General features: G+C 64.2%; 21 protein-coding genes. 11 read left to right on the top strand and 10 right to left on the bottom strand.

Features of this window, described 5'->3' with window-relative positions; all coding sequences use genetic code 11:
* Positions 1 to 33: 33 nt before the first annotated feature.
* From FPB55_RS22875 to FPB55_RS22835, 8 genes are all read right to left on the bottom strand, one after another.
* Positions 34 to 2,805, bottom strand: coding sequence for a hybrid sensor histidine kinase/response regulator (locus FPB55_RS22875; protein ID WP_054904928.1), 2,772 nt, complete (start codon positions 2,803 to 2,805; stop codon positions 34 to 36).
* Positions 2,806 to 2,940: 135 nt separating this feature from the next.
* The gene (purD, locus tag FPB55_RS22870; RefSeq protein WP_054913305.1) at positions 2,941 to 4,236 is read right to left on the bottom strand and encodes a phosphoribosylamine--glycine ligase; all 1,296 of its coding nucleotides are present in this window, start codon (positions 4,234 to 4,236) and stop codon (positions 2,941 to 2,943) included.
* Positions 4,237 to 4,381: 145 nt separating this feature from the next.
* Positions 4,382 to 5,989 carry a bifunctional phosphoribosylaminoimidazolecarboxamide formyltransferase/IMP cyclohydrolase gene (gene purH, locus FPB55_RS22860; RefSeq protein WP_009683258.1) on the bottom strand — a complete coding sequence of 536 codons (1,608 nt, stop codon included), beginning with the start codon at positions 5,987 to 5,989 and terminating at the stop codon, positions 4,382 to 4,384.
* 81 nt (positions 5,990 to 6,070) lie between these two features.
* Positions 6,071 to 6,391, bottom strand: coding sequence for a DNA-binding transcriptional regulator Fis (gene fis, locus FPB55_RS22855; RefSeq protein ID WP_003249693.1), 321 nt, complete (start codon positions 6,389 to 6,391; stop codon positions 6,071 to 6,073).
* Positions 6,388 to 7,401, bottom strand: coding sequence for a tRNA dihydrouridine synthase DusB (dusB, locus tag FPB55_RS22850; RefSeq protein WP_009683257.1), 1,014 nt, complete (start codon positions 7,399 to 7,401; stop codon positions 6,388 to 6,390). The genes fis and dusB overlap by 4 nt, the downstream gene beginning before the upstream one ends.
* Before the next feature lie 216 nt (positions 7,402 to 7,617).
* Positions 7,618 to 8,982, bottom strand: a complete 1,365-nt coding sequence (locus FPB55_RS22845) for a DUF3426 domain-containing protein (protein WP_144189388.1) — start codon at positions 8,980 to 8,982, stop codon at positions 7,618 to 7,620.
* Between the two features lie 42 nt (positions 8,983 to 9,024).
* Positions 9,025 to 9,903 (bottom strand): 50S ribosomal protein L11 methyltransferase, encoded by an 879-nt coding sequence (gene prmA / locus FPB55_RS22840; protein WP_047150017.1) that lies wholly within the window; start codon positions 9,901 to 9,903, stop codon positions 9,025 to 9,027.
* A 502-nt stretch (positions 9,904 to 10,405) separates the two neighbouring features.
* A complete protein-coding gene (locus tag FPB55_RS22835) occupies positions 10,406 to 10,861 on the bottom strand; it encodes a MaoC family dehydratase (RefSeq protein ID WP_029885804.1) in 456 nt (151 codons plus the stop codon).
* Between the two features lie 142 nt (positions 10,862 to 11,003).
* Between FPB55_RS22835 and FPB55_RS22830 the strand changes: the two genes are divergently transcribed.
* From FPB55_RS22830 to FPB55_RS22820, 3 genes are read left to right on the top strand one after another with little or no spacing between them, the layout of a single operon-like run.
* Complete coding sequence (locus tag FPB55_RS22830; protein ID WP_144189386.1) at positions 11,004 to 11,366, top strand: CidA/LrgA family protein; 363 nt, start codon at positions 11,004 to 11,006, stop codon at positions 11,364 to 11,366.
* A complete protein-coding gene (locus tag FPB55_RS22825; protein WP_009685817.1) occupies positions 11,363 to 12,079 on the top strand; it encodes an LrgB family protein in 717 nt (238 codons plus the stop codon). Before FPB55_RS22830 ends, FPB55_RS22825 begins: the two co-directional genes overlap by 4 nt.
* A 9-nt stretch (positions 12,080 to 12,088) precedes the next feature.
* On the top strand, positions 12,089 to 12,679 hold the full coding sequence (locus tag FPB55_RS22820; RefSeq protein WP_009685818.1) for an LON peptidase substrate-binding domain-containing protein: 591 nt from the start codon (positions 12,089 to 12,091) through the stop codon (positions 12,677 to 12,679).
* Positions 12,680 to 12,757: 78 nt separating this feature from the next.
* Here the strand turns inward: FPB55_RS22820 and FPB55_RS22815 are convergent, their stop codons facing one another.
* On the bottom strand, positions 12,758 to 14,074 hold the full coding sequence (locus tag FPB55_RS22815) for a bifunctional DedA family/phosphatase PAP2 family protein (RefSeq protein ID WP_029885807.1): 1,317 nt from the start codon (positions 14,072 to 14,074) through the stop codon (positions 12,758 to 12,760).
* Positions 14,075 to 14,076: 2 nt separating this feature from the next.
* The gene (locus FPB55_RS22810; protein WP_029885808.1) at positions 14,077 to 14,745 is read right to left on the bottom strand and encodes a DNA-3-methyladenine glycosylase; all 669 of its coding nucleotides are present in this window, start codon (positions 14,743 to 14,745) and stop codon (positions 14,077 to 14,079) included.
* Positions 14,746 to 15,071: 326 nt separating this feature from the next.
* On the opposite strand from FPB55_RS22810, the gene FPB55_RS22800 reads away from it, so the two are divergent.
* Genes FPB55_RS22800 through FPB55_RS22765 form a run of 8 tightly spaced genes read left to right on the top strand, consistent with a single transcriptional unit; the run spans position 15,072 to position 23,022 of the window.
* The gene (locus FPB55_RS22800; protein ID WP_029885809.1) at positions 15,072 to 16,343 is read left to right on the top strand and encodes a glutamate-5-semialdehyde dehydrogenase; all 1,272 of its coding nucleotides are present in this window, start codon (positions 15,072 to 15,074) and stop codon (positions 16,341 to 16,343) included.
* 1 nt (position 16,344) lies between these two features.
* Complete coding sequence (nadD, locus tag FPB55_RS22795; protein WP_009685824.1) at positions 16,345 to 17,004, top strand: nicotinate-nucleotide adenylyltransferase; 660 nt, start codon at positions 16,345 to 16,347, stop codon at positions 17,002 to 17,004.
* A gap of 43 nt (positions 17,005 to 17,047) precedes the next feature.
* Positions 17,048 to 17,467, top strand: coding sequence for a ribosome silencing factor (rsfS, locus tag FPB55_RS22790; protein ID WP_009685825.1), 420 nt, complete (start codon positions 17,048 to 17,050; stop codon positions 17,465 to 17,467).
* Positions 17,468 to 17,477: 10 nt separating this feature from the next.
* Complete coding sequence (gene rlmH / locus FPB55_RS22785) at positions 17,478 to 17,945, top strand: 23S rRNA (pseudouridine(1915)-N(3))-methyltransferase RlmH (protein WP_009685826.1); 468 nt, start codon at positions 17,478 to 17,480, stop codon at positions 17,943 to 17,945.
* 16 nt (positions 17,946 to 17,961) lie between these two features.
* A complete protein-coding gene (gene mrdA, locus FPB55_RS22780) occupies positions 17,962 to 19,851 on the top strand; it encodes a penicillin-binding protein 2 (RefSeq protein WP_029885811.1) in 1,890 nt (629 codons plus the stop codon).
* A gap of 38 nt (positions 19,852 to 19,889) precedes the next feature.
* On the top strand, positions 19,890 to 20,993 hold the full coding sequence (gene rodA / locus FPB55_RS22775; protein ID WP_009685828.1) for a rod shape-determining protein RodA: 1,104 nt from the start codon (positions 19,890 to 19,892) through the stop codon (positions 20,991 to 20,993).
* A gap of 17 nt (positions 20,994 to 21,010) precedes the next feature.
* Positions 21,011 to 22,021: a lytic murein transglycosylase B gene (gene mltB / locus FPB55_RS22770; protein ID WP_144189382.1), complete on the top strand. Its 1,011-nt coding sequence runs from the start codon at positions 21,011 to 21,013 to the stop codon at positions 22,019 to 22,021.
* Positions 22,021 to 23,022, top strand: coding sequence for a septal ring lytic transglycosylase RlpA family protein (locus FPB55_RS22765; protein WP_054906037.1), 1,002 nt, complete (start codon positions 22,021 to 22,023; stop codon positions 23,020 to 23,022). Before mltB ends, FPB55_RS22765 begins: the two co-directional genes overlap by 1 nt.
* Positions 23,023 to 23,082: the final 60 nt, after the last annotated feature.

Here is a 23,082-nt window from a genome sequence, read left to right as displayed (position 1 = left end):
GGGCTGGGGCTGTGGTGGGCCTGCGCCGGCAGGTCAGGAAATGTGCGCCGGGTCTGTCGCGGCTTCGCGCTGGCTGGCCCAGTACTGAATCAGTTCGCGCAGTTGCGACAACTCCACCGGCTTGGCCATGTGCCCGTCCATGCCGGCCAACCGCGCGCGTTCCTTGTGCTCGGCAAGAATATGCGCCGTCAGCGCCACCACCGGGGTGCGCTGGCGCTTGTTGGCGGCTTCCCAGGCGCGCAGCTGCCGGGTGGCCGAGAAACCGTCCAGCACAGGCATTTCACAGTCCATCAAGACCAGGTCGTAATGCCTTTCTTTCATGGCCTGCAGGGCTTCCTCACCATTGCTGGCGGTGTCGGGTTGCAGGTTCAGTTTGCCGAGCATACCGCGTATCACCTTGGTCGAAATGCTGTTGTCCTCGGCCACCAGTACGCGGAAATCTGCCGGCAAATCCAATGCCTGCGGGACACCAGGCGGGCTGGCGGGTAGCGCCTGCTCGCGGCCGCGCTGGGCCAGCTCCTCGGCCAGGGTGGTTTTCAGGGTATAACCGGCCACCGGCTTGGCGAGTATCCGTTTGACCCCGGCGTTACGCGCGATGACTTTGCTGGGCGCGTTGCTGATACCGGTGAGCATGACCACCAGAATGTCGTGGTTCAGGCTGGGGTCTTCCTTGATCTTGGCGGCCAGCTGCATGCCGGTCATGCCGGGCATGTTCTGGTCCAGCAGCACGGCGTCGAAGTAGTCGCGCAGGTGCGCCTTGGTGCGCAACAGGGCCAGGGCCTCCTTGCCTGATGGCACCGCGCTGACATTCATGCCCCAGGCACTGCATTGCTGCACCAGCACTTTCCGGCAAGTATCGTTGTCGTCCACTACCAGCACCCGGGCATCGCGCAGCGGGCCTTCGAGGTCGGCCAAGGGCTGTTCCAGGCGCGAAGGGTCCAGCGGCAGGGTCAGCCAGAGGGTATTGCCCATGCCGGTGCTGCTCTTGATGCCGAATTCACCTTGCATCAGGCCGATCAGTTGCTTGGCGATGACCAGCCCCAGGTGGCCGCCCAGCTTGCTGCTGGAGAGGAAGTGGTGGCTGTGCAGTTCGGCCTGCAGCAGGGCCTCGCGGTCTGCGGCCGGCAGCGGCTCGCCACTGTCCTGCACTGCAATGCGCAGGCGTGGCACCTCACCACGCTGATCCAGGGCCACCACCAGCAGGATCTCGCCCTGGTCGGTGTTTTTCAGTGCGTTTTCCAGCAGGCTGGACAACGCCTGGCGCAGCCGCGTGGGGTCACCGCTGATGACCCGCGGCACCTGCGGCTGGGTAAAGCTGATCAGCTCGATGTTCTGCTGTTCGGCCTTGGCGCGGAATATGTTCAGGCAGTCCTCGATCAGCGCGTTGAGGTCGAACTGCACATCATCCAGCTCGATCTGCCGGGACTCGAGCTTGGAAATGTCGAGTATCTCGTTGATCAGGGTCAGCAGTTCGTTGCCCGCGCTGTGGATGGTCTGCACGTAGTCGCGCTGCTTGACCGACAACGGCGTGCCGAGCAACAGCTCGGTCATGCCCAGCACCCCGTTCATCGGGGTGCGGATTTCGTGGCTGATCTTGGCCAGGAACTCGGCTTTGGCGTTGATTTCTGCATCGCTGGCAGCCAGTGCCCGGCTGACGCTGAAGCGCTCTTCACTCATGCGCCGCAGGCGCTCGCTGACCGCCAGGTTGAGCAGCAGGCCGCTGGCCACGGCCAGGCCCAGCAAAATGCTCAGTAGCCATGGCGTGGAAGTGCGGGTAAAGCCGAGGAGGGCCGGCAACAGCACCAGGCCACCCAGGTTGAACAGCACCATCGCCAGGCAGAACAGCCGGGCGGGGGCATAGCCCTTGTACCACTGGTAGCTGCTGACCAGCAGCATGCTCACGGTGCCCAGCGCCATCAGGGCATAGGTCATCAGGTTGAGGGGCAGGGTATCGACGAACAGCAGCACCAGGCCGCTGAGCCCGACCAGCAGCATTTCACCTTGCAGCAAACGGTTCAGCCGGGGCGAATTGCACGGCGAGAAGAAGTGCTGGGTGAAATACAGCCCGGCCAGCCCCGCCAGTACCAGGGTCAGGTAGGCCGCGGGCGTTTGTGCGCTGTGCCATACATGCCACCACGGGCCGCTGAGGTTCAGCAAGATGAGGCCGCTGAGCAGCATCAGGCCGTGATACAGCGCCAGCACCAGGGAAGTGCTGGAGCGGCTGTAGAGGAAGCGGATCAGGTTGTGCAGGATCAGCATCACCAAACCGCCGAACAGCATGCCGAACAGCAGCGGCTGGCGCTGGTCGGCGGCGGCCTGGGCGGCGGGTTCCAGGCTGATGGCCGGGCGCAGCTGGTGTTCGGACACCAGGCGCAGGTAGATGTCCACCGGTTGCTTGCTGTTGGGCAGGGGGAGTACATGGTCGCTGCCGCGCAGGGTGGGGCTGGCATTGCCGGCTTGGCGCCCGTGGTGCAGCTGACGCAGAAGTTGGTCGCCTTCGAGGGCGTAGAGATCCAGGCCAGACAGGTCCGGGGCGAAAACCCGCAGCAACTGTTCCTGGTCGCCCGGTTCCAGGCGGTAATGCAGCCACAGGGCTTGTTCTGCCGGTGCGGCATCCAGTTCGGCAAGGATCAGCGGGCTGAACTGGTTACGGTAGCGCTCGGAACGCACGTCGCTCAGTTGCAGGTTGGCCTGTTCATCGAGCAGCACCGACCAGCCCCCGCCATGATCGGCCGCAGCCGGGAACATGCAGAGCAAGGTCAGCAAGCTGACGATAAGAGCTGAGGCAATCCGAAGCCGACGCACTACGAAATCCCTTCTTGGCCGATGTGCCGGGTATCAACTATGCGCGGCGCACCAAGCCGAAGGCAAGGCCCATGGCGGGCCTTGTCGACGAGCCGGGCGCCGGGTGCACAGGGCACCGCGGCGTGCCGGTAGTGGTTACTGCTGGTGTTCACCGCGCTCACGGGCAATGGCCCGGTAGCCGATGTCGGTGCGGTAGAAGCTGCCGTTCCAGCTGACTTCCTTGGCCAGGCGGTAAGCCTGCTGCTGCGCGTCGGCAACGGTGCTGCCCATGGCGGTGGCACACAGCACGCGGCCGCCGTTGGTGACCACCTGGCCATCCTTGAGCGACGTACCGGCATGGAACACCTTGCCTTCGATCTGCGCTGCAGCGTCCAGGCCGTTGATCACGTCGCCCTTGGCGTAGTCGCCCGGGTAACCGCCTGCGGCCAGTACCACGCCCAGGCTCGGGCGTGGATCCCACTGGGCTTCGACCTTGTCCAGCGCCTTGGCGAAGGCCGCTTCTACCAGCAGCACCAGGCTCGACTCCAGGCGCAGCATGACTGGCTGGGTTTCCGGGTCACCGAAGCGGCAGTTGAATTCGATGACCTTGGGGTTGCCCGCCTTGTCGATCATCAGGCCGGCATACAGGAAGCCGGTGTAGACGTTGCCTTCCTCTGCCATGCCGCGCACGGTGGGCCAGATCACCTGGTCCATCACGCGCTGGTGCACGTCGGCGGTAACCACCGGGGCAGGGGAGTAGGCACCCATGCCGCCGGTGTTGGGGCCCGTGTCCTGGTCACCGACGCGTTTGTGATCCTGGCTGGTTGCCATTGGCAGTACGTTGTGGCCATCGACCATGACGATGAAGCTGGCTTCTTCGCCGTCGAGGAACTCCTCGATCACCACACGCGAACCGGCGTCACCGAAGGCGTTGCCAGCCAGCATGTCACGCACGGCGGCTTCGGCTTCTTCCAGGGTCATGGCGACGATCACGCCTTTGCCCGCGGCCAGGCCGTCGGCCTTGATCACGATCGGCGCGCCTTTTTCCTGCAGGTAGGCCAGCGCCGGCTCGATCTCGGTGAAGTTCTGGTAGTCGGCGGTCGGGATCTTGTGGCGTGCCAGGAAGTCCTTGGTGAAGGCCTTGGAGCCTTCCAGCTGGGCCGCGCCCTTGGTTGGGCCGAAGCAGTCCAGGCCGCGGCTGCGGAACAGGTCGACCACACCGATGACCAGCGGCGCTTCCGGGCCGACGATGGTCAGGTCGACGTTCTTCTCGGCGAAGTCGGCCAGTTGCTCCAGGGCGCACACATCGATGGCGACGTTTTCGCACTTGGCTTCGATGGCGGTGCCGGCGTTGCCTGGGGCAACGAAGACTTTTTCTACGCGTGGGTCCTGCGCGACTTTCCAGGCCAGGGCGTGCTCACGGCCGCCGCTGCCGATGATCAAAACTTTCATGTCAAAACCTCGATTCAGGTGACCCCGAGGCGGGCGGGGAACGCTGTGGGAGCGGGCGTGCCCGCGAATGCGGCGGTGAATTCACCATCGTATTCGCGGGCGCGCCCGCTCCCACAGGATCGCCGCTTGCCCGGGGGCCGCGTAATTAGTGGCGGAAGTGACGCATACCGGTGAATACCATCGCGATGCCCGCTTCGTCAGCCGCGGCGATGACTTCTGCATCACGCATCGAACCACCCGGCTGGATCACGGCGCTGATACCCACTTTGGCGGCATTGTCGATGCCGTCACGGAACGGGAAGAACGCATCCGAGGCCATGACCGCGCCCTGTACCTGCAAGCCGGCATGCTCGGCCTTGATGGCGGCGATGCGGGCAGAGTTGACGCGGCTCATCTGGCCAGCGCCCACGCCGATGGTCTGGCGCTGCTTGGCGTAGACAATGGCGTTGGACTTGACGAACTTGGCCACTTTCCAGGCGAATACCAGGTCGTGGATTTCCTGCTCGGTTGGCGCACGTTTGGTAACGATCTTCAGGTCATCGGCAGTGATCATGCCGATATCACGGCTTTGCACCAGCAGGCCGCCGTTGACACGCTTGAAGTCCCAGCCGGCAGCGCGCTCGGCTGGCCACTCGCCGCATTCCAGCAGGCGCACGTTCTGCTTGGCAGCCACTACGTCGCGCGCCGCCTGGGAAATTTTCGGGGCGATGATCACTTCGACGAACTGGCGCTCGACGATGGCCTTGGCGGTTTCGCCGTCCAGTTCACGGTTGAAGGCGATGATGCCGCCGAATGCCGACTCGGTGTCGGTGGCATAGGCCAGGTCGTAGGCCTTGCGGATGCCGCCTTCGTCTTCCGGCACCACGGCCACGCCACACGGGTTGGCGTGCTTGACGATGACGCAGGCCGGCTTGACGAAGCTCTTCACGCATTCCAGCGCGGCGTCGGTGTCGGCCACGTTGTTGAACGACAGTTCCTTGCCTTGCAGCTGCACGGCGGTGGAGATGCTGGCTTCGCCCTTCTTGGCTTCTACGTAGAACGCCGCGCTCTGGTGCGGGTTCTCGCCGTAGCGCATTTCCTGGGCCTTGACGAACTGGCTGTTGAAGGTGCGCGGGAATTCGCTGCGTGCAGCCGTGGACAGGGTCTGCTGGGCCTGGTCGATGGTGCCCATGTAGTTGGCGATCATGCCATCGTAGGCGGCGGTGTGCTCGAACGCCTTGAGCATCAGGTCGAAGCGCTGGGCGTAGGTCAGGCCACCGGCCTTGAGGCCTTCGACGATGCCGGCGTAGTCGCTGGCGTTGACCACGATGGCCACGTCCTTGTGGTTCTTGGCTGCCGAACGGACCATGGTCGGGCCGCCGATGTCGATGTTCTCGATGGCGGTCGGCAGGTCACAGCCAGGCTTGGAAATGGTGGCTTCGAACGGGTACAGGTTGACTGCAACCAGATCGATCGGCTTGATGCCGTGCTCGCTCATGATGGCGTCGTCGGTACCGCGACGACCGAGGATGCCGCCGTGGATTTTCGGGTGCAGGGTCTTGACCCGGCCGTCCATCATTTCGGCAAAGCCGGTGTAGTCAGCCACTTCCACCGCGTCAACGCCGTTGTCCTTGAGCAGCTTGTAGGTGCCGCCGGTGGACAGGATCTCGACACCGAGCTGTTGCAGCTCACGGGCGAATTCGAGGATACCGGTCTTGTCGGAGACGCTGATCAGGGCGCGGCGGACTGGCAGGCGGGTAGTCTGGTCGGTCATTTCGGGTTCCAATAACGCGGTGGAGTCAGCAAAAAAGGCGCCTCTGTTCAGGGAGCCGCCTTTTCTGGTTGGGATTCTGTGTTACAGCAAATCGTACTGCTTGAGCTTCTTGCGCAGCGTGCCTCGGTTCAGCCCGAGCATCTCGCTGGCCTTGGTCTGGTTGCCCTTCACGTAGTTCATGACGCTTTCGAGCAGGGGGGCCTCCACTTCGGAGAGCACCAGGTTGTAGACGTCCGTGACGGTCGCGCCTTCCAGATGGGCGAAGTAATTGTGCAGCGCCTTCTCGACGCTGTCGCGAAGGGTCTGGCCCTCTTCGCTCGGCGTGTTCAGGTGCTGTTTCAGGTTGGCGTTGTCGCTCACGGGCGTTGTTCCACTCACAAAATTCTCGGTCATCATCGTCATGCGGCCACCCCTTGTCCGTCCTCTGTCTCAAGGCTCTGTCGACGCTCGCTGAAAAACGCGCGAACGTTGGCGCACTGCGCTTGTGTATCTTCCAAAGCGTTGAACCGGGAGCGAAACTCCTTGCCGCCGGGTCGTGTTGCCAGGTACCAGCCAACGTGCTTGCGGGCGATACGTACGCCCATCACATCGCCATAGAAGGCATGCAGCGCGGCCAGGTGTTGCAGCAGAATGTGTTCCACTTCGTCCAGCTGCGGCGCCGGCAGGTGTTCGCCGGTGCGCAGGTAATGCTCGATCTCGCGAAAGATCCATGGCCGCCCCTGGGCAGCCCGGCCAATCAGCAGGCCATCGACCCCGGTGGCATCCAGCACCGCCCGGGCCTTTTCGGGCGACGTGATGTCGCCGTTGGCAAAAACCGGGATCGACACCGCCTGCTTGATGGCAGCGATGGTGTCGTATTCGGCTTCGCCGGTGTACAGGTCGGCGCGTGTGCGGCCATGTACCGCCAGCGCCTGGATGCCGGCCTGCTCGGCGATTTTCGCCACGTTCAGGCCGTTTTTGTTCGCCCGGTCCCAACCGGTGCGGATCTTCAGGGTCACCGGAACGTCCACGGCGCCGACCACGGCGTGGAGAATTTCGTGGACCAAGGCTTCATCCTTCAATAAAGCAGAGCCTGCAGCTTTGTTGCAGACTTTTTTTGCCGGGCAGCCCATGTTGATATCGATGATCTGGGCGCCTGCCTCGACATTGGCCCGTGCTGCCGCTGCCATCATCTGCGCATCACCGCCGGCGATCTGCACCGAGCGCGGCTCGGGATCACCCTCATGGATGCGGCGCAGGCTCGACTTGCGGCTGTTCCACAGGTTCATGTCGCTGCTGACCATTTCCGACACGACCATGCCTGCGCCCAAGCGCTGGCAAAGTGTACGGAAAGGCTGGTCCGTGACCCCGGCCATGGGCGCGAGGATCAGGTTGTTGCGTAGCGTGTATTGGCCGATGCGTACCGCCGACATAGGTGATCCCTGTTGTGGGGCCGAATCTTGGAGTTCGAAAAAGGGTTGGCATGATACCCGCTCTCGGTGACCGGATAAAGATGGAACTGGATAAAATCTGAACAACCGGGGCTGGCGACAAGCGGCAAGTTGCAAGCCACAAGACAAGCAAGCCGACAGCCGGCCTGCTTCGTCTTGTAGCTTGAAGCTTGAAGCTTGAAGCTTGTCGCTTGTCGCTTATTCCGGCGAGCGGAAGCTCAGGCTGTAATTGACCGCCTTCGGGCCGGGGTCGAGGATGTCCAGGGCTATGTGGATCGGCGTCTGGCTGGGCATTTCGCCACGCCCCGCCAACTCACCCGACAGATATTCGCTGGGCTTGAAGCGGCGGCTGGCGATCAACTGGCCATTGAGGTCGGCGAAGCGCAGTTCGAGCAACGGGAATGGCTGGGCAAATGGCGCACGGTTGTAGATGATCGCATCAACGATGAGCGCGCCTTTGAAATCCGGGTGGCTGCGTACCACCAGGTTGCTGCTCTTGATCCGGCCAATGTCGACACGGGTGGGCACCTGGCAGCCGACCAGCGGGCACAGCTGCAGGAACATCGGCCGGTACTGGTCCTGGCGGGCCATTTCGTCGAAGTGGAACCACACGTACTGGAAGGCCAGCAGGCCGGCGGCCAGCAAAGACAGCACGCCCCACAGGATCCGCTTGCCCCAGTTGGGCGCAGGCTTTTCCCAGCCCAGTTGCAGGGGGTCGTCGACCACGTCGACCAGCGGCTCCTTGCGCGGTGCGCGCTCGGGCTTGCCGGCAAGGCCGGGCTCCAGGCGCTCACCGGGCAGCGGTGCGCCAAGCTCGTCGTCCCGCGCCGACAGCTGCAGTGGCAGCGGTTCATCGTCGCGCGCGCTCAAGCCTTTTTCCGGGATGTCGTCATCGTCGGCGTGGAGCGGTTCGCCGAGTGTTTCAGGCTCACCGGTTTCGCCAGTGCGCTGCACGGGCGGCTGGTCGTCGAAGTCCAGGTCGAAATTGCTGCCCAGTACCGGCTCGGTGCGCTCGCCAGGGGCAGGCTGCAGGTCTGGCGCCTGTGGCTCTGGCGTCAGCAGCACTGGCGCAGGCTGTGCCTGCAGTGGCGGCTCGAGGGGGTCATCGGTTGCCGTGCCGAACAGGTCGTCCACAGGCTCGTCGACATGCCCCTCATCGCGCCGCGCTTGCAACCCGTCATCCTGCCGGGCGGCGCGTGCCTGCGCCGGCCCCCCACGCCGCTCAAGGCGCTCCAGCTCTTTGTCGAGGTCAAGGGCATCGAGCGCCTCGGCGGTGACGGCCCAGTCCTCCCCTGGCGCAGGGGTGGGCGCACTGCTGGCCGCCTCGGGCGGGGCAGGCGTTGCCGCCTCGGCGTCGGGCAGCGCTGGCGCTGCCGGGGCAGCAGGCGCGGCCGCCGGCGCGGCGCTGGCAGTGCGGTTCTGCTCCAGCAACTGCTTGGCGGCGTTGAACACCTGCAGGCATTGGCCGCACCGCACCACGCCGCGCGCTACGCTCAGCTGGTGGTGGGTGACGCGAAAGCTGGTCTGGCAATGCGGGCACTGGGTGACGAAACTGTCGGTCATGCGGCAATCCGGGAGCTGTGCAGAAAAGTATTCTAGGCCCGCTTAGCGGCGCCGACCACTGATGCGCACCCAGCCGTCGCGCACGACGATCGGGTCCAGGTCGAAGTCGGCGGCATAGGCTGCGGCCACTTCCTCGCCCTGCTCGGCAAGGATGCCCGACAGTGCCAGCAGGCCACCTGGGCGGACCAGCCCCGAGAGCTGCGGGGCCAGCGACACCAGCGGGCCGGCAAGGATGTTGGCGACCAGCACGTCGGCCTGCATCGCCGGCATATGCTCTGGCAGGTACAGGGCCAGTTTCTCGTCGGCGATGCCATTGCGCTGGGCGTTGTCGCGGGAAGCCTCGATGGCTTGCACATCGATGTCGGTACCCACCGCCTCACGGGCGCCGAGCAGCAGGGCGGCGATGGCCAGAATGCCCGAGCCACAACCGAAGTCCAGCACCTGGGTGCCTTCGAGCTGCTGGCCATCGAGCCATTCCAGGCACAGGGCGGTGGTGGGGTGGGTGCCGGTGCCGAAGGCCAGGCCCGGGTCGAGCAGCAGGTTGACCGCGTCTTTCTCGGGGGCGTCATGCCAGCTGGGCACGATCCACAGGCGGCGGCCAAAGCGCATGGGCTGGAAGTTGTCCATCCAGCTGCGTTCCCAGTCCTGGTCCTCGATCACTTCGGCCTGGTGCTCGGGCAGTTCGGCGCCGGTCAGCAGGCGCAGGTGGGCGAACACCTGCTCAGCGTCGGTATCGGCTTCGAACAAGGCCAGCAGATGGGTGTGCGACCACAGCGGGGTGGTATTGAGGTCGGGTTCGAAGATCGGCTGGTCTTCGGCATCCATGAACGTGACAGAAACGGCGCCTACTTCAAGCAGGGCGTCTTCGTAGGTTTCGGCTTGTTCCGGGCTGATGGCCAGGCGTACTTGCAGCCAGGGCATGGCGGGCACCTTTGGTAAATCGACAGGGGCAGCCCTAGGCTGCGCGAATGCTGGCAGTTTACGCGAGTGCGCAGGGTTTGTAGAGAAGGCCCCGGCCTTGTGGGGGCAACTGTCTTGTATTGCCTGGGCGGGCCTCATCGCCGGCAAGCCCCACGGGGATCGCATCAGGGCTGACAGGTGTTTGCCACAAGGTATGCAGCGCCTGTTAGAGCGAGCGCCGCCCGCGCGGCGCATCGCGAGCTGCGCTCGCTCCTACGTTTGTTTCGGGCCAATTATTCCTGTGGGATTTGCGCGCGAACGCCTTGGTGCATGCCTCAATATCGCGCCGTACAACCAAGGCGGCCGCGCGCGCCTGTCACAGGCGTTACTGGCCCGAAACAAACGTAGGAGCGAGCGCAGCTCGCGATTGCGCCGCGCGGGCGGCGCTCGATCTCACAGGCGCTGAAGATGCTCCGGCTACCCTTGCCAGGAACCATAGAATCTCCCACAGGGGCGTGGTGCATCAGACAAAGCAGAGCGAAAGCGACTCAGCAATATAAGCAGGCTTCTCTTCACCCTCGATTTCCAGCGTGGCAATCGCCTTGAGCAGCCACTGCCCCGGTCTTTTTTCGGTCACCTCGGCCAGGTCCACTTTCAGCCGCACCTGGCTGTTCACCTTGACCGGCTGGATGAAACGCACGCTGTCCAGCCCATAGTTCACCACCATCTTCATGCCTTGCGGCAGCACCAGGATGTCTTCGATCAGCTTGGGGATCAGTGAAAGGGTCAGAAAGCCATGGGCAATCGTGCTGCCAAACGGGGTTTGCGCGGCCTTTTCCGGGTCGACATGGATGAACTGGAAATCGCCGGTGGCTTCGGCGAACAGGTTGATGCGCTGCTGGTCGATCTTCAGCCAGGCCGAGTGGCCCAGTTCCTTACCAACGTATTGCGAAAGCTCTGTAACCGGTACATAGGGCATCGCGGACTCTCCAGGTTGTCAGTTGGTACGAAAGTGCAAGATCAGCACGCTCGGCCATTGCAGTCAAGTTGTCCGCTTTTCGGCGAATATCGATCTATAGCACGGCGTGCTTATAATGGCGCCATGCCAAAGGGAGATGCTTATGCTGTTGCGTGGTCTGACCTGGCTGGTGCTGTTCCAGCTGTTTGGAACGGCGATCAACCACCTGTTGCTGCCGGTTTTGCCGGGCCCGATCATTGGCCTGTTGCTGCTGCTGGGCTTCCTCATGGCCCGCGGCGAGGTTGGCAAGCCGCTGAATGAAGCGGCCAGCAGCCTGCTGCGCTACCTGCCGCTGTTGCTGGTGCCGCCGGCGGTGGGGGTGATGGTCTATGCCCGGGATATCGCTGCCGACTTCTGGGCGATTGTCGGCGCCCTGCTGATTTCCTGCCTGCTGACCTTGGTTTTCGTCGGGGTGCTGATGCAGAAACTGATCCAGCGCCAGAGCAAGCGCGAGGAGCAGCCATGATGCTTGACTGGCAGGGCGCCCTGGATGCGGTCGTGCACCACCCTTTGTTTGGCATCGGTCTCACCCTGGCGGCCTACCAACTGGTACTCGCCGCCTACGACAAGACACGCTGGATCTTCCTGCAGCCGGTGTTGGTGTCGATGCTGCTGGTGATCGGCGTGCTGCTGGCGTGCGGCATCGACTACAGCGAATACCGCAACAGCACGCAAATCATGAATACCCTGCTGGGCCCGGCCACCGTGGCCCTGGCGGTGCCTTTGTACCTCAACCTGCGGCGCATCCGGCAGTTGTTCTGGCCCATCTTTACTACGCTGGTAGTCGGGGGGCTGTTTGCCACCCTGTGTTGCCTGCTGCTGGGCTGGTGGTTCGGTGCCGAGCACATGATCCTGATGACCATGGCGCCCAAGTCGGTCACCTCGCCGATTGCCATGCTGGTGGCCGAACAGATTGGCGGGGTCGCTGCCCTGGCAGCGGTGTTCGTGCTGATTACCGGGGTAATCGGCGCCATCTTCGGCCCGGCGCTGCTCAGCCGTGTTGGCGTGCACAGCCCGGAAGCCCGCGGCATGTCGCTGGGGGTGACGGCGCACGCGGTGGGCACTTCGGTGGCCCTGCAGGAAAGTGACGAATGCGGCGCCTTTGCCGCGCTTGCAATGAGCCTGATGGGCGTAGCCACGGCGGTGTTCCTGCCGTTGGCGGTAAGCCTGGTGGCCTGAGGACTGGTGATGACGCTACCGCTGTTTCCGCTCAATACCGTGCTGTTTCCTGGCTGCTTTCTCGACTTGCAGATTTTTGAGGCGCGCTACCTCGACATGATCGGGCGCTGCATGAAGCAGGGCGAAGGGTTTGGCGTGGTGTGCATCCTGGAGGGCGAGCAGGTGGGCAAGGCGCCGCCGACGGTCGCCTCAATCGGCTGCGAGGCGCTGATCCGCGATTTCGTACAGCAGGACAACGGCTTGCTGGGCATTCGCGTCGAAGGCGTGCGGCGCTTCAACCTGGACAGCACCGAGGTGCAAAAGGACCAGTTGCTGGTAGGGCAGGTGCAGTGGCTGGCCGAGCAGGCCGACAGCCCGTTGCTGGAAGCGGACGATGACCTGGTGGCGCTGCTGGTGGCCTTGGGTGAGCACCCGATGGTCGAGGCGTTGGACATGCCGCGCCCGCTGGACGGGCGCCAGGCGCTGGCCAACCAGCTGGCCTACCTGCTGCCGTTCATGGAAGAAGACAAGCTGGACCTGCTGAGCCTCGACTCGCCGCAGCAGCGGCTGGGCGAGATCCAGAAATTGCTGGAGCGGATTCAGGGCGAGCTGTTTGCCTGAGGTGAGAGTTGCCTGCGCCGGCCTGTTGGTAGCGGAGCCTGTGTAGTAGCGGCTTGCTCCATCGACAGGCCGGCAACATCAATAGTGATACCTGGCCAACGCCTGCGGCAGTGCGTGCATGGCAAAAAAGGCCAGCAGCGCCACGCAAGCCGGCAACACCAGCCACCATACCCGCTGCGGCAAGGCCGGCAGCGGCTGGCGGTACTGCACCAGGGTCAGGCTAAAGGCGCACACGCAGCAGGCCAGCAGGGCCCCGGCGAGGATATCGGTGGGCCAGTGAGCACCCAGGTAGACCCGCGACAGGGCAATCGCCAGCGCCGGAATGCAGCCCAGCAACACCCAGGTCAGGCGCATCCGCGGCGGCTGACCGCGCCCGGCCAGCACCGCCATCACCAGGAAGAAGGCAAACGATGCCGAGCTGTGCCCGCTGGGCATGCTGTAGCTGGTCAGCGGGTCGCTCAGTACCTCGGGCCGGGCACGGGCAAACAGCCATTTGAGGGTGCCATTGGCGATTGCCGTGCCCATCAGCGCGCCGCCGGCGAACACGGCGTGGCGCCATTGCCGGGCCAGCAGCAACAGGCCGGTCAGCAAGCCGCCCAGGAACAGTTGGGTTCTGAAGTCGCCCAGGCGGGTGACCAGGACCACGGTGCCATCGATGGCCTGGCTGCGGTGCTCCTGCACCAGGGTCATCACGCCTTGGTCGAATTCATGCAGGTACGGCCAGCCCAGAAAAATGCCGGCCAGGGCGAGCAGGCTCAAGCCGGCAACCAGCCGGGTGCCGTGGCGTTGATCGCGAATGCTGCTGTTCAGGCTCAGGCCAATCAGCACGGCCAGGCCGCCGGCGAGGATGCCGGCGTCCAGCCAGAAGCCTTCTGGCAAGGGCAGGCGCATGGCAGCCCCCGTGGCCCAGCCAGGCAGCAGGTAGGCCACCGACCAACCCGCGCCGGCCACCAGGCTGACGGCGATGAAGCGTGGCAGCGGCATGTCGAACATGCCGGCGACCATCGGCAGCATGGGGCGCAGCGGGCCGATGAAGCGGCCGACCAGCAGGCTGGCGATGCCGTAGCGCTGGAAGTAGGTTTCGGCACTGCCGATCCACTCCGGGTGATGGCGCAGCAGTGGCAGCCGGCGGATGTTCTGGTGGAAGTACTTGCCCACCGTGTACGACAGGGCGTCGCCCAGCAGCCCGCCGAGAAAACCCAGCAGCAAGGTCTCGCCCAGGCTGAAGGTGCCGCTACCGGCCAGTACCGCCACGGCGAACAGCAGCACCGTACCCGGCACGATGATGCCGGCGATGGCCAGGCATTCGACGCAGGCCACCAGGAAAATTGCCACGCCAAGCCACTGGGGGTTGGCGCTGAGCCAGCCGGTCAGGCTGTCGAGCCATTGGCCCATGGTCAGCTTCCTTGTTCGAGAATGAAGAAATCGCGCCCTTCGACTTGGCCGCGGCGCAAGGGGTTCCGCGTGCAGAAACGCGCGTACTCGGCATCGACGAAGCGGTACGGCAGGTGCTCGTCGCGCCCGTGCGGGATACCCAGGCGGGTGGCCTGGATCACCTTCGGCACGGGGCTGCCACAATCCTCCACATACAGGCGCTCGGCGTCGAAGCGCCGGGCGTCCCACTGTGGCACTTTCAAGCCCAGGGCGCGGCACAGCAGCGTTTGCCCGGCGCACAGGCGTTCCGGCGGGCGCAGCTTGCCACTGGCATCGGGGTTGTTCAGTTGCATCTGGGCCAGGCTGTTGGGGCCCGAGCGGGCGTCCTGCCAAGGATAGGCGGACTTGATGAGCACTGCGTTGCCAGGGCCGTGGGCGCTGAAGTTCAGCGAGTCGCCGCCGCGCGCGTAGTACATGTAGATATGCCCGCCATCGAGGAACAGCGCCTTGCGCTTCTCGGTGTAGCCGAGTGAGGCATGGCTGCCTTTGTCGGTGAGGTAGTAAGCCTCGGTTTCGATGATGCGCGCCGCCAGCCACAGGTCGCCCTGGCGATGGCGGATGACCTTGCCCAGCAGGGCTTTGGCCAGGGTTTGGGCGTCGCGGTCGAAAAAGCTGTCGGGCAGGGCTGGCATGCGGGCTGTTCGCTATCTGGGGACGCCGGATAATAGCAATGAATGGCTTAATCGAGGCTGAATCGAGTGTGGTGTTGGCGGGGCCGGCCCTTTCGCGGGCATGCCCGCTCCCACAGGTACTGCATGGCCCAAGGCCTTGTGAAATCCCTGTGGGAGCGGGTGCGCCCGCGAAAGGGCCACAGCAGGAGAGTGATTTCGATAAGAGCGGTTACATCTTTCCTGCATATTGCCCAGGCCATTTTCGACCATCCGCCACCCACCGCTGGGCGTATACCTGCGCGGCAGTTATAATCAGCCGATTTCCCCTTCGCCAAGACACCGAACCCATGACTGAGTCCGTTCTTGACTATATGACCCGCCTGGGTCGCGCTGCCCGCGAGGCGTCCCGGGTCATCGGCCGTGCCAGCACTGCGCAGAAGAACCGCGCCCTGTTGGCCGCCGCCGATGCGCTGGATGCTGCCCGCGCCGAGCTCACCGCTGCCAACGAACTGGACCTGGCCGCCGGCCGTGCCAATGGCCTGGAGCCTGCGCTGCTGGACCGCCTGGCGCTGACCCCGGCCCGCATCGACGGCATGATCACCGGCCTGCGCCAGGTGGCCAGCCTGCCGGACCCGGTGGGCGCCATCCGGGACATGAGCTACCGCCCATCGGGCATCCAGGTCGGCAAGATGCGTACGCCACTGGGGGTGATCGGGATCATCTACGAGTCGCGCCCCAACGTGACCATCGATGCCGCCAGCCTGTGCCTGAAGTCGGGTAACGCCACCATCCTGCGTGGCGGCTCCGAAGCCATTCATTCCAACCGCGCCATCGCCACCTGCATCCAGCGTGGCCTGGCCGCTGCCGACCTGCCGGCCGCGGTGGTCCAGGTGGTCGAAACCACCGACCGCGAGGCCGTGGGCGCGCTGATCAGCATGCCTGCGTTCGTCGATGTCATCGTCCCCCGTGGTGGCCGTGGCCTCATCGAGCGCATCAGCCGCGATGCCCGCGTGCCGGTGATCAAGCACCTGGACGGTATCTGCCACATCTATGTCAGCCAGCATGCCGACCTGGACAAGGCCTGGAATGTGGCATTCAACGCCAAGACATACCGCTACGGCATTTGCGGGGCCATGGAAACGCTGCTGGTCGACCAGCAGGTGGCCGAGCGCTTCCTGCCGGAAATGGCCCGCCGCTTCCGGGACAAAGGCGTGGAACTGCGGGGTTGCGAGCGCACCCAGGCACTCATCGACGCCAAACCGGCTACCGAAGACGACTGGCACACCGAGTACCTGGACGCGATCCTGGCAATTCGCGTGGTCGACGGCCTGGACCAGGCTATCGAACACATCAATCACTATGGCTCGCACCACACCGACTCGATCATCAGCGAACACCAAGGCGAAGCCCGCCAGTTCATGGCTGAGGTCGATTCGGCATCGGTCATGCTCAACACCCCAACCTGTTTCGCCGATGGCTTCGAGTACGGGCTGGGCGCGGAAATCGGCATTTCCACCGACAAGCTGCATGCCCGCGGCCCCGTCGGCCTGGAGGGGCTGACCTGCGAAAAATACGTCGTCATCGGTGACGGCCAGTTGCGCGGTCAGGGGTCCTGCTGAGTTGAGCAAGGCCCAGGCAGTCCGGCGTATCGGCATTCTCGGCGGAACGTTCGATCCGGTGCACATCGGCCACCTGCGCAGCGCGCTGGAAGTGGCCGAGTTCATGGGGCTGGACGAACTGCGCCTGCTGCCCAATGCCCGGCCGCCGCACCGCGATACCCCGCAGGTGGCCGCGCAAGACCGCCTGGCCATGGTGCGCGAAGCAGTACAAGGGGTGGCCTGCCTGAGCGTCGACGCCCGCGAGCTCGAGCGTGACAAGCCGTCGTACACCATCGACACGCTGGAGTCGGTCCGTGCCGAACTGGCCGGTAACGACCAGTTGTTCCTGGTGCTGGGCTGGGATGCCTTCTGTGGCTTGCCCAACTGGCACCGCTGGGAAGAATTGCTGCAACACTGTCACATTCTGGTGCTGCAACGCCCGGATGCCGACGTAGAACCCCCTGACGAGCTGCGCAACCTGCTGGCTGCGCGCTCGGAGAGCGATCCCACCGCCATGTCCGGCCCGGCGGGAAATATTTCGTTCGTCTGGCAGACACCGCTTGCGGTGTCGGCTACACAGATCCGACAGCTGCTGGCCAGCGGCAAATCGGTGAGGTTCCTGGTGCCGGACGCCGTACTGGCCTATATCGAGGCGCACGAACTGTATCGTGCGCCCAACTGACGGCGCCCCTGGCGCCTCATCCAACGAGTTGAACGAGTTTTATATGACCAAGCAGAAAATTTACGGCGAAGAACTGGTCGCAGTGACCAAGGCCGCGCTGGAAGACGTGAAGGCCCAGGACATCCAGGTCATCGACGTGCGCGAGAAGCACAGCCTGACCGATTACATGATCATTGCCACCGGTACCTCCAACCGCCAGATCAACGCCATGGCCGAAAAGGTCCGTGAAGCCGTCAAGGCCAAGGGCGCACAGCCTCTGGGCGAAGAAGGCAAGGGCGACAGCGATTGGGTGCTGCTGGACCTGAACGACGTCATCGTGCACATGATGACCGCCGCTGCGCGCCAGTTCTACGACCTGGAGCGCCTGTGGCAAGGCGCCGAGCAAAGCCGTGCTGCCGATGGCAAGCACCACAGCCCGGACCATGCCCACGAGTACTCCGACAAGCTCAAAGACCGCGAATAAGGGCAGCGCCGTGCGTTTGCGCCTGATTGCGGTCGGCTCGCGCATGCCGAAGTGGGTCGAGGAAGGCTGGCATGAATATGCCAAGCGCCTGCCCGCCGAGCTGTCGCTGGAGCTGGTGGAAATTCCGCTGAACACCCGTGGCAAGAATGCCGACGTCGCCCGCCTGATCCGTCAGGAGGGCGAGGCCATGCTGAGCAAGGTGCAGCCCGGGGAACGCATCGTTACCCTGGAGGTCCATGGCAAGCCCTGGAGTACCGAGCAACTGGCGGGCGAGCTGGATCGCTGGCGGCTGGACGCGCGCACGGTCAATTTGATGGTGGGAGGCCCGGAGGGCCTGGCGCCTGAGGTTTGCGCGCGCGCCGAGCAACGCTGGTCGCTGTCGCCGCTGACCCTGCCACACCCGTTGGTAAGGATACTCATCGGCGAGCAGATCTACCGCGCCTGGACCGTGTTGTCCGGGCACCCTTACCACAAATGAGCCTGTAAGCCGTCCGATGTCGCAGCCGATCCGTCTCAAGGACCACGAGAAAGACGCCCGCCTGGTGCGTAACCGCGTCGTGGTCGGCGCAATCGCGGTGGTGCTGCTGGTGTGCGTGCTGATCGCGCGGCTGTACTACCTGCAGATCATCCAGTACGACTACCACTCCACGCTGTCGGAAAACAACCGGGTGCATGTGCAGCCGATCCCGCCGACCCGCGGGTTGATCTTCGACCGTAACGGCGTGATCGTGGCCGACAACCGGCCCAGTTTCAGCCTGTCGATGACCCGCGAACGCGCGGGGAACTGGCAGGAAGTACTGGACACCATCGTCGAAGTGCTGGAATTGACCGAAGACGACCGCGCCCTGTTCGAGAAGCGCATGCGCCAGGGCCGCCGGCCGTTCGAGCCGGTGCCGATCCTGTTCGAGCTCAACGAAGAACAGATTGCCCGGGTGGCGGTCAACCAGTTCCGCCTGCCGGGTGTCGAGGTGGTCGCGCAGCTGGTGCGGCATTACCCACAGGGGGCGCACTTCGCCCACTCGGTGGGTTACGTGGGGCGGATCAACGAGAAAGAGCTGAAAACCCTCGACCCGGTGAACTACAGCGGTACCCACCATATCGGCAAGACCGGCATCGAGCGCTTCTACGAGGATGCGCTGCACGGCCAGGTCGGTTACGAGGAAGTCGAGACCAACGCCCGCGGCCGCGTGCTGCGGGTGCTCAAGCGCACCGACCCCAAGCCGGGCAAGGACATCGTGCTGAGCCTGGACATCAAGCTGCAGGAAGCTGCAGAGGCCGCCCTGGGTGGCCGCCGGGGCGCCGTGGTGGCGCTGGACCCGCGCACTGGCGAGGTTCTGGCCATGGTCAGCCAGCCAAGCTTCGATCCCAACCTGTTCGTCACCGGCATCAGCTTCAAGGCGTATGCCGAGTTGCGTGATTCGATCGACCGGCCGCTGTTCAACCGCGTGTTGCGCGGCTTGTACCCGCCGGGCTCCACCATCAAGCCGGCGGTGGCGATTGCGGGCCTGGACAGCGGTGTGGTCAACGCCAGTAGCCGGGTATTCGACCCTGGCTACTACCAACTGCCCAACTACGACCACAAATACCGTAACTGGAACCGCTCGGGTGATGGCTGGGTCGACCTGGACACCGCGATCATGCGCTCCAACGACACCTACTTCTACGACCTTGCGCACAAGATGGGCATCGACCGGCTGTCCAGTTACATGAACAAGTTCGGCATCGGCCAGCGGGTATCGCTGGACATGTTCGAGGAATCTGCCGGGCTGATGCCATCGCGGGAATGGAAGCGCGCCACCCGCCGCCAGGCCTGGTTCCCTGGTGAAACCCTGATCCTGGGCATTGGCCAGGGCTACATGCAGGCGACGCCGTTGCAACTGGCCCAGGCCACTGCGCTGATCGCCAACAAAGGCGTATGGAACCGCCCGCACCTGGCCAAGACCATCGAAGGCCAGCCGCCGGTGGACGAAAACCCCATGGCGAACATCGTGCTGCGGGACAAGTCGGACTGGGCCAAGGTCACCCATGGCATGGAGCAGGTGATGCACAACGCCCGCGGTACCGCACGCAAGGCCGCCCTCGGTGCCCAATACCGCATCGCCGGCAAGAGCGGTACCGCCCAGGTGGTGGCGATCAAGCAGGGTGAAAAGTACGACCGTAACAAACTTCAGGAGCGCCACCGTGACCACGCCCTGTTCGTTGCCTTCGCTCCGGCCGAAGCCCCGAAAATCGTGGTATCGGTGATGGTCGAGAACGGCGAGTCCGGTTCGGGTGTTGCGGCACCGGTGGTCCGCCAGATCATGGACGCCTGGCTGCTCGACGAAAATGGCCGTCTCAAGCCCGAGTTCGCGCCTGCTACCGCTACCCAGGAATCAGCCCTGTGATGAACAATTTCGATCGCATGCTCTCCAGTGAGGATGTGATGCGTCGGCGCGCCAGCTTCCTGCAGCGCATTCATGTCGACGGCCCCTTGCTGATCATTCTGCTGACCCTCGCCGCCGGCAGCCTGTTCGTGCTGTATTCGGCCAGCGGCAAGAACTGGGACCTGCTGCTCAAGCAGGCGACCTCGTTCGGCATCGGTCTGGTGTCGATGTTCGTCATCGCCCAGCTGGAGCCGCGCTTCATGGCCCGCTGGGTGCCGCTGGCCTACCTCACCGGGGTGCTGCTGCTGGTGGTGGTGGATGTGATGGGCCATAACGCCATGGGCGCCACGCGCTGGATCAACATCCCGGGGGTGATCCGCTTCCAGCCCTCGGAATTCATGAAGATCATCATGCCGGCGACCATTGCCTGGTACCTGTCCAAGCGCACCTTGCCGCCGCACCTGAAGCACGTGGCCATCAGCCTGGTGCTGATCGGCGTGCCATTCATTCTGATCGTGCGCCAGCCCGACCTGGGCACCGCACTGCTGATCCTGGCATCGGGCGCCTTCGTGCTGTTCATGGGTGGCCTGCGCTGGCGCTGGATCCTCAGCGTATTGGCAGCGGCGGTGCCGGTGGCGGTGGCGATGTGGTTCTTTGTCATGCACGACTACCAGAAGCAGCGGGTACTGACCTTCCTCGACCCGGAAAGCGACCCGCTGGGCACCGGCTGGAACATCATCCAGTCCAAGGCGGCAATCGGTTCGGGCGGGGTGTTCGGCAAAGGCTGGCTGCTCGGCACCCAGTCGCACCTGGACTTCCTTCCGGAAAGCCATACCGACTTCATCATCGCCGTGCTCGGCGAGGAGTTCGGCCTGGTCGGTATCTGCCTGCTGCTGATCGTCTACCTGCTGCTGATCGGCCGTGGCCTGATGATTACCGCCCAGGCCCAGACCCTGTTCGGCAAGCTGCTGGCGGGTAGCCTGACCATGACCTTCTTTGTCTACGTATTCGTCAATATCGGCATGGTCAGCGGCCTGCTGCCCGTAGTGGGCGTGCCGCTGCCCTTTATCAGCTATGGCGGAACATCCTTGGTAACGCTGCTGTCAGCGTTTGGCGTTCTCATGTCGATCCATACGCACCGAAAATGGATCGCACAGGTTTGAAAAAGGTGAACAATTTGATGCAAGCAGTGCGTAACTGGGCTGCCCGTTGTGCGCCGTGGGTCGGCGCGGTGGGCCTGTTCGGCGCTGTCCAGCTGGCCCATGCCGGCGACTATGAGGGTTCGCCACAGGTGGCCGAGCTGGTGAGCGAAATGAGCCGTGACTACGGTTTTGCCCCGGAGCAGCTGATGGGTGTGTTCCGTGAGGTGCAGCGCAAGCAGTCGATTCTGGATGCCATCTCGCGCCCTGCCGAGCGGGTAAAGCCGTGGAAGGACTACCGGCCGATGTTCATCACCGATGCGCGCATTGCCCGTGGGGTGGACTTCTGGCGCCAGCATGAGGCGGTGCTGGCGCGCGCCGAGCAGGAATACGGGGTACCCGCGCAATACATCGTCGCGATCATTGGGGTCGAAACCTTCTTCGGCCGCAACACCGGCAACTACCGTGTGATCGATGCCCTGTCGACGCTGGGCTTCGACTACCCGCCGCGCGCCGAGTTCTTCCGCAAGGAGCTGCGCGAGTTCCTGCTGCTGGCGCGCGACGAGCAGCTGGACCCATTGACCCTCAAAGGCTCCTACGCCGGTGCCATGGGCCTTCCACAGTTCATGCCGAGCAGTTTTCGCAACTACGCGGTGGACTTCGACGGTGACGGCCACATCAACATCTGGAACAACCCGGACGATGCCATTGGCAGCGTGGCCAACTACTTCAAGCGCCACGGCTGGGTAGCCGGCGAAGGCGTGGTCAGCCGCGCCTGGGTAGAAGGTGCGCGCGCCGACGAAGGCCTGACCACCGGTATCGAGCCGGTCAAGACCGCTGGGGAGTTGCGCGCGCTTGGCTGGTCGGTTCATGATTCGCTGCGCGATGATCTGCCGGTTACGGCCTTCCGGCTCGAAGGCGACAATGGCCCCGAGTACTGGATGGGGCTGAAGAACTTCTACGCGATCACTCGCTACAACCGCAGCGTGATGTATGCCATGGCGGTGCATCAGCTCGCGGAACAGCTGGTTCAAGTACGGGGCGTCAAGTAATGCGCGCAATCATCTCTGCACACTCTTTCAAGCTGCTCACCTGCCTCGCCGTTGGCCTGGTGCTGGCCAGTTGCTCTTCCAACCGCCCGGCCCCGCAAAAAAGCAGCGGCAACGTGGTACGCAGCCAGCCGGGCCTGGATATCAACCGGGCACACAAGGATGGCGCGCCGTGGTGGGACGTGGATGTGAACAAGATCCCCGACGCCACGCCGACCGTGCACACGGGTAACTACAAGGCCAACCCCTACACGGTGCTGGGCAAGACCTACTACCCCATGCAGGACTCGCGCAACTACCGCGCCGAGGGTACCGCGTCCTGGTACGGCACCAAGTTTCACGGGCAGAACACCGCCAATGGTGAGCTGTACGACCTGTACGGCATGAGTGCCGCGCACAAGACCTTGCCGCTGCCGGCCTATGTGCGCGTGACCAACCTGGCCAACGGCCGTAGCGTGATTCTGCGGGTCAATGACCGTGGGCCGTTCTATTCCGACCGCATCATCGACCTGTCCTATGCCGCAGCGAAAAAGCTCGGCTATGCCGAAATCGGCACCGCACACGTGCGTGTCGAGGGCATCGACCCGCAACAATGGTGGGCCCAGCGTGGCCAGACGCCACCGATGGTGCTGAAGGAGCCCCAGGTGGCCCAGACCCAGGCGGTGCCGGCCACGACCGGGCGGGTCGAGCAATGGACGCCGCCGCCGCAGCAGCACGCGGCGCCGGTGGTGCCGGTACAGGTAGGGGGCAACAACGTCCCGGGTGGCAATGGCGGCAGCTTCCTGCAGGTGGGTGCCTTCGCCAACCCGGATGCCGCCGAATTGCTGCGCTCCAAGCTCAGCACCATGGTCAGCGCGCCGGTGTTCATCAGCTCGATCGTGCGTAACCAGCAGACCCTGCACCGCGTGCGGCTGGGGCCGATCGGCAGCCAGGGCGAGATCCAGCAAGCCCAGGACAGCATCCGCCTGGCGAACTTGGGGCAGGCCAAGCTGGTCACAGACTGAGCTCAGCTACAAGCAACCGGCTGCAAGCTGCACGCTGCAAGAAGACCCTGCGCCCACCCG

The sequence above is a fragment of the Pseudomonas sp. BJP69 genome (assembly GCF_007633355.1).
Classification (GTDB): domain Bacteria; phylum Pseudomonadota; class Gammaproteobacteria; order Pseudomonadales; family Pseudomonadaceae; genus Aquipseudomonas; species Aquipseudomonas juntendi.
The sequence above is the reverse complement of the archived record's forward strand: the minus strand, read 5'-3'. Positions and strand labels throughout refer to the sequence as shown.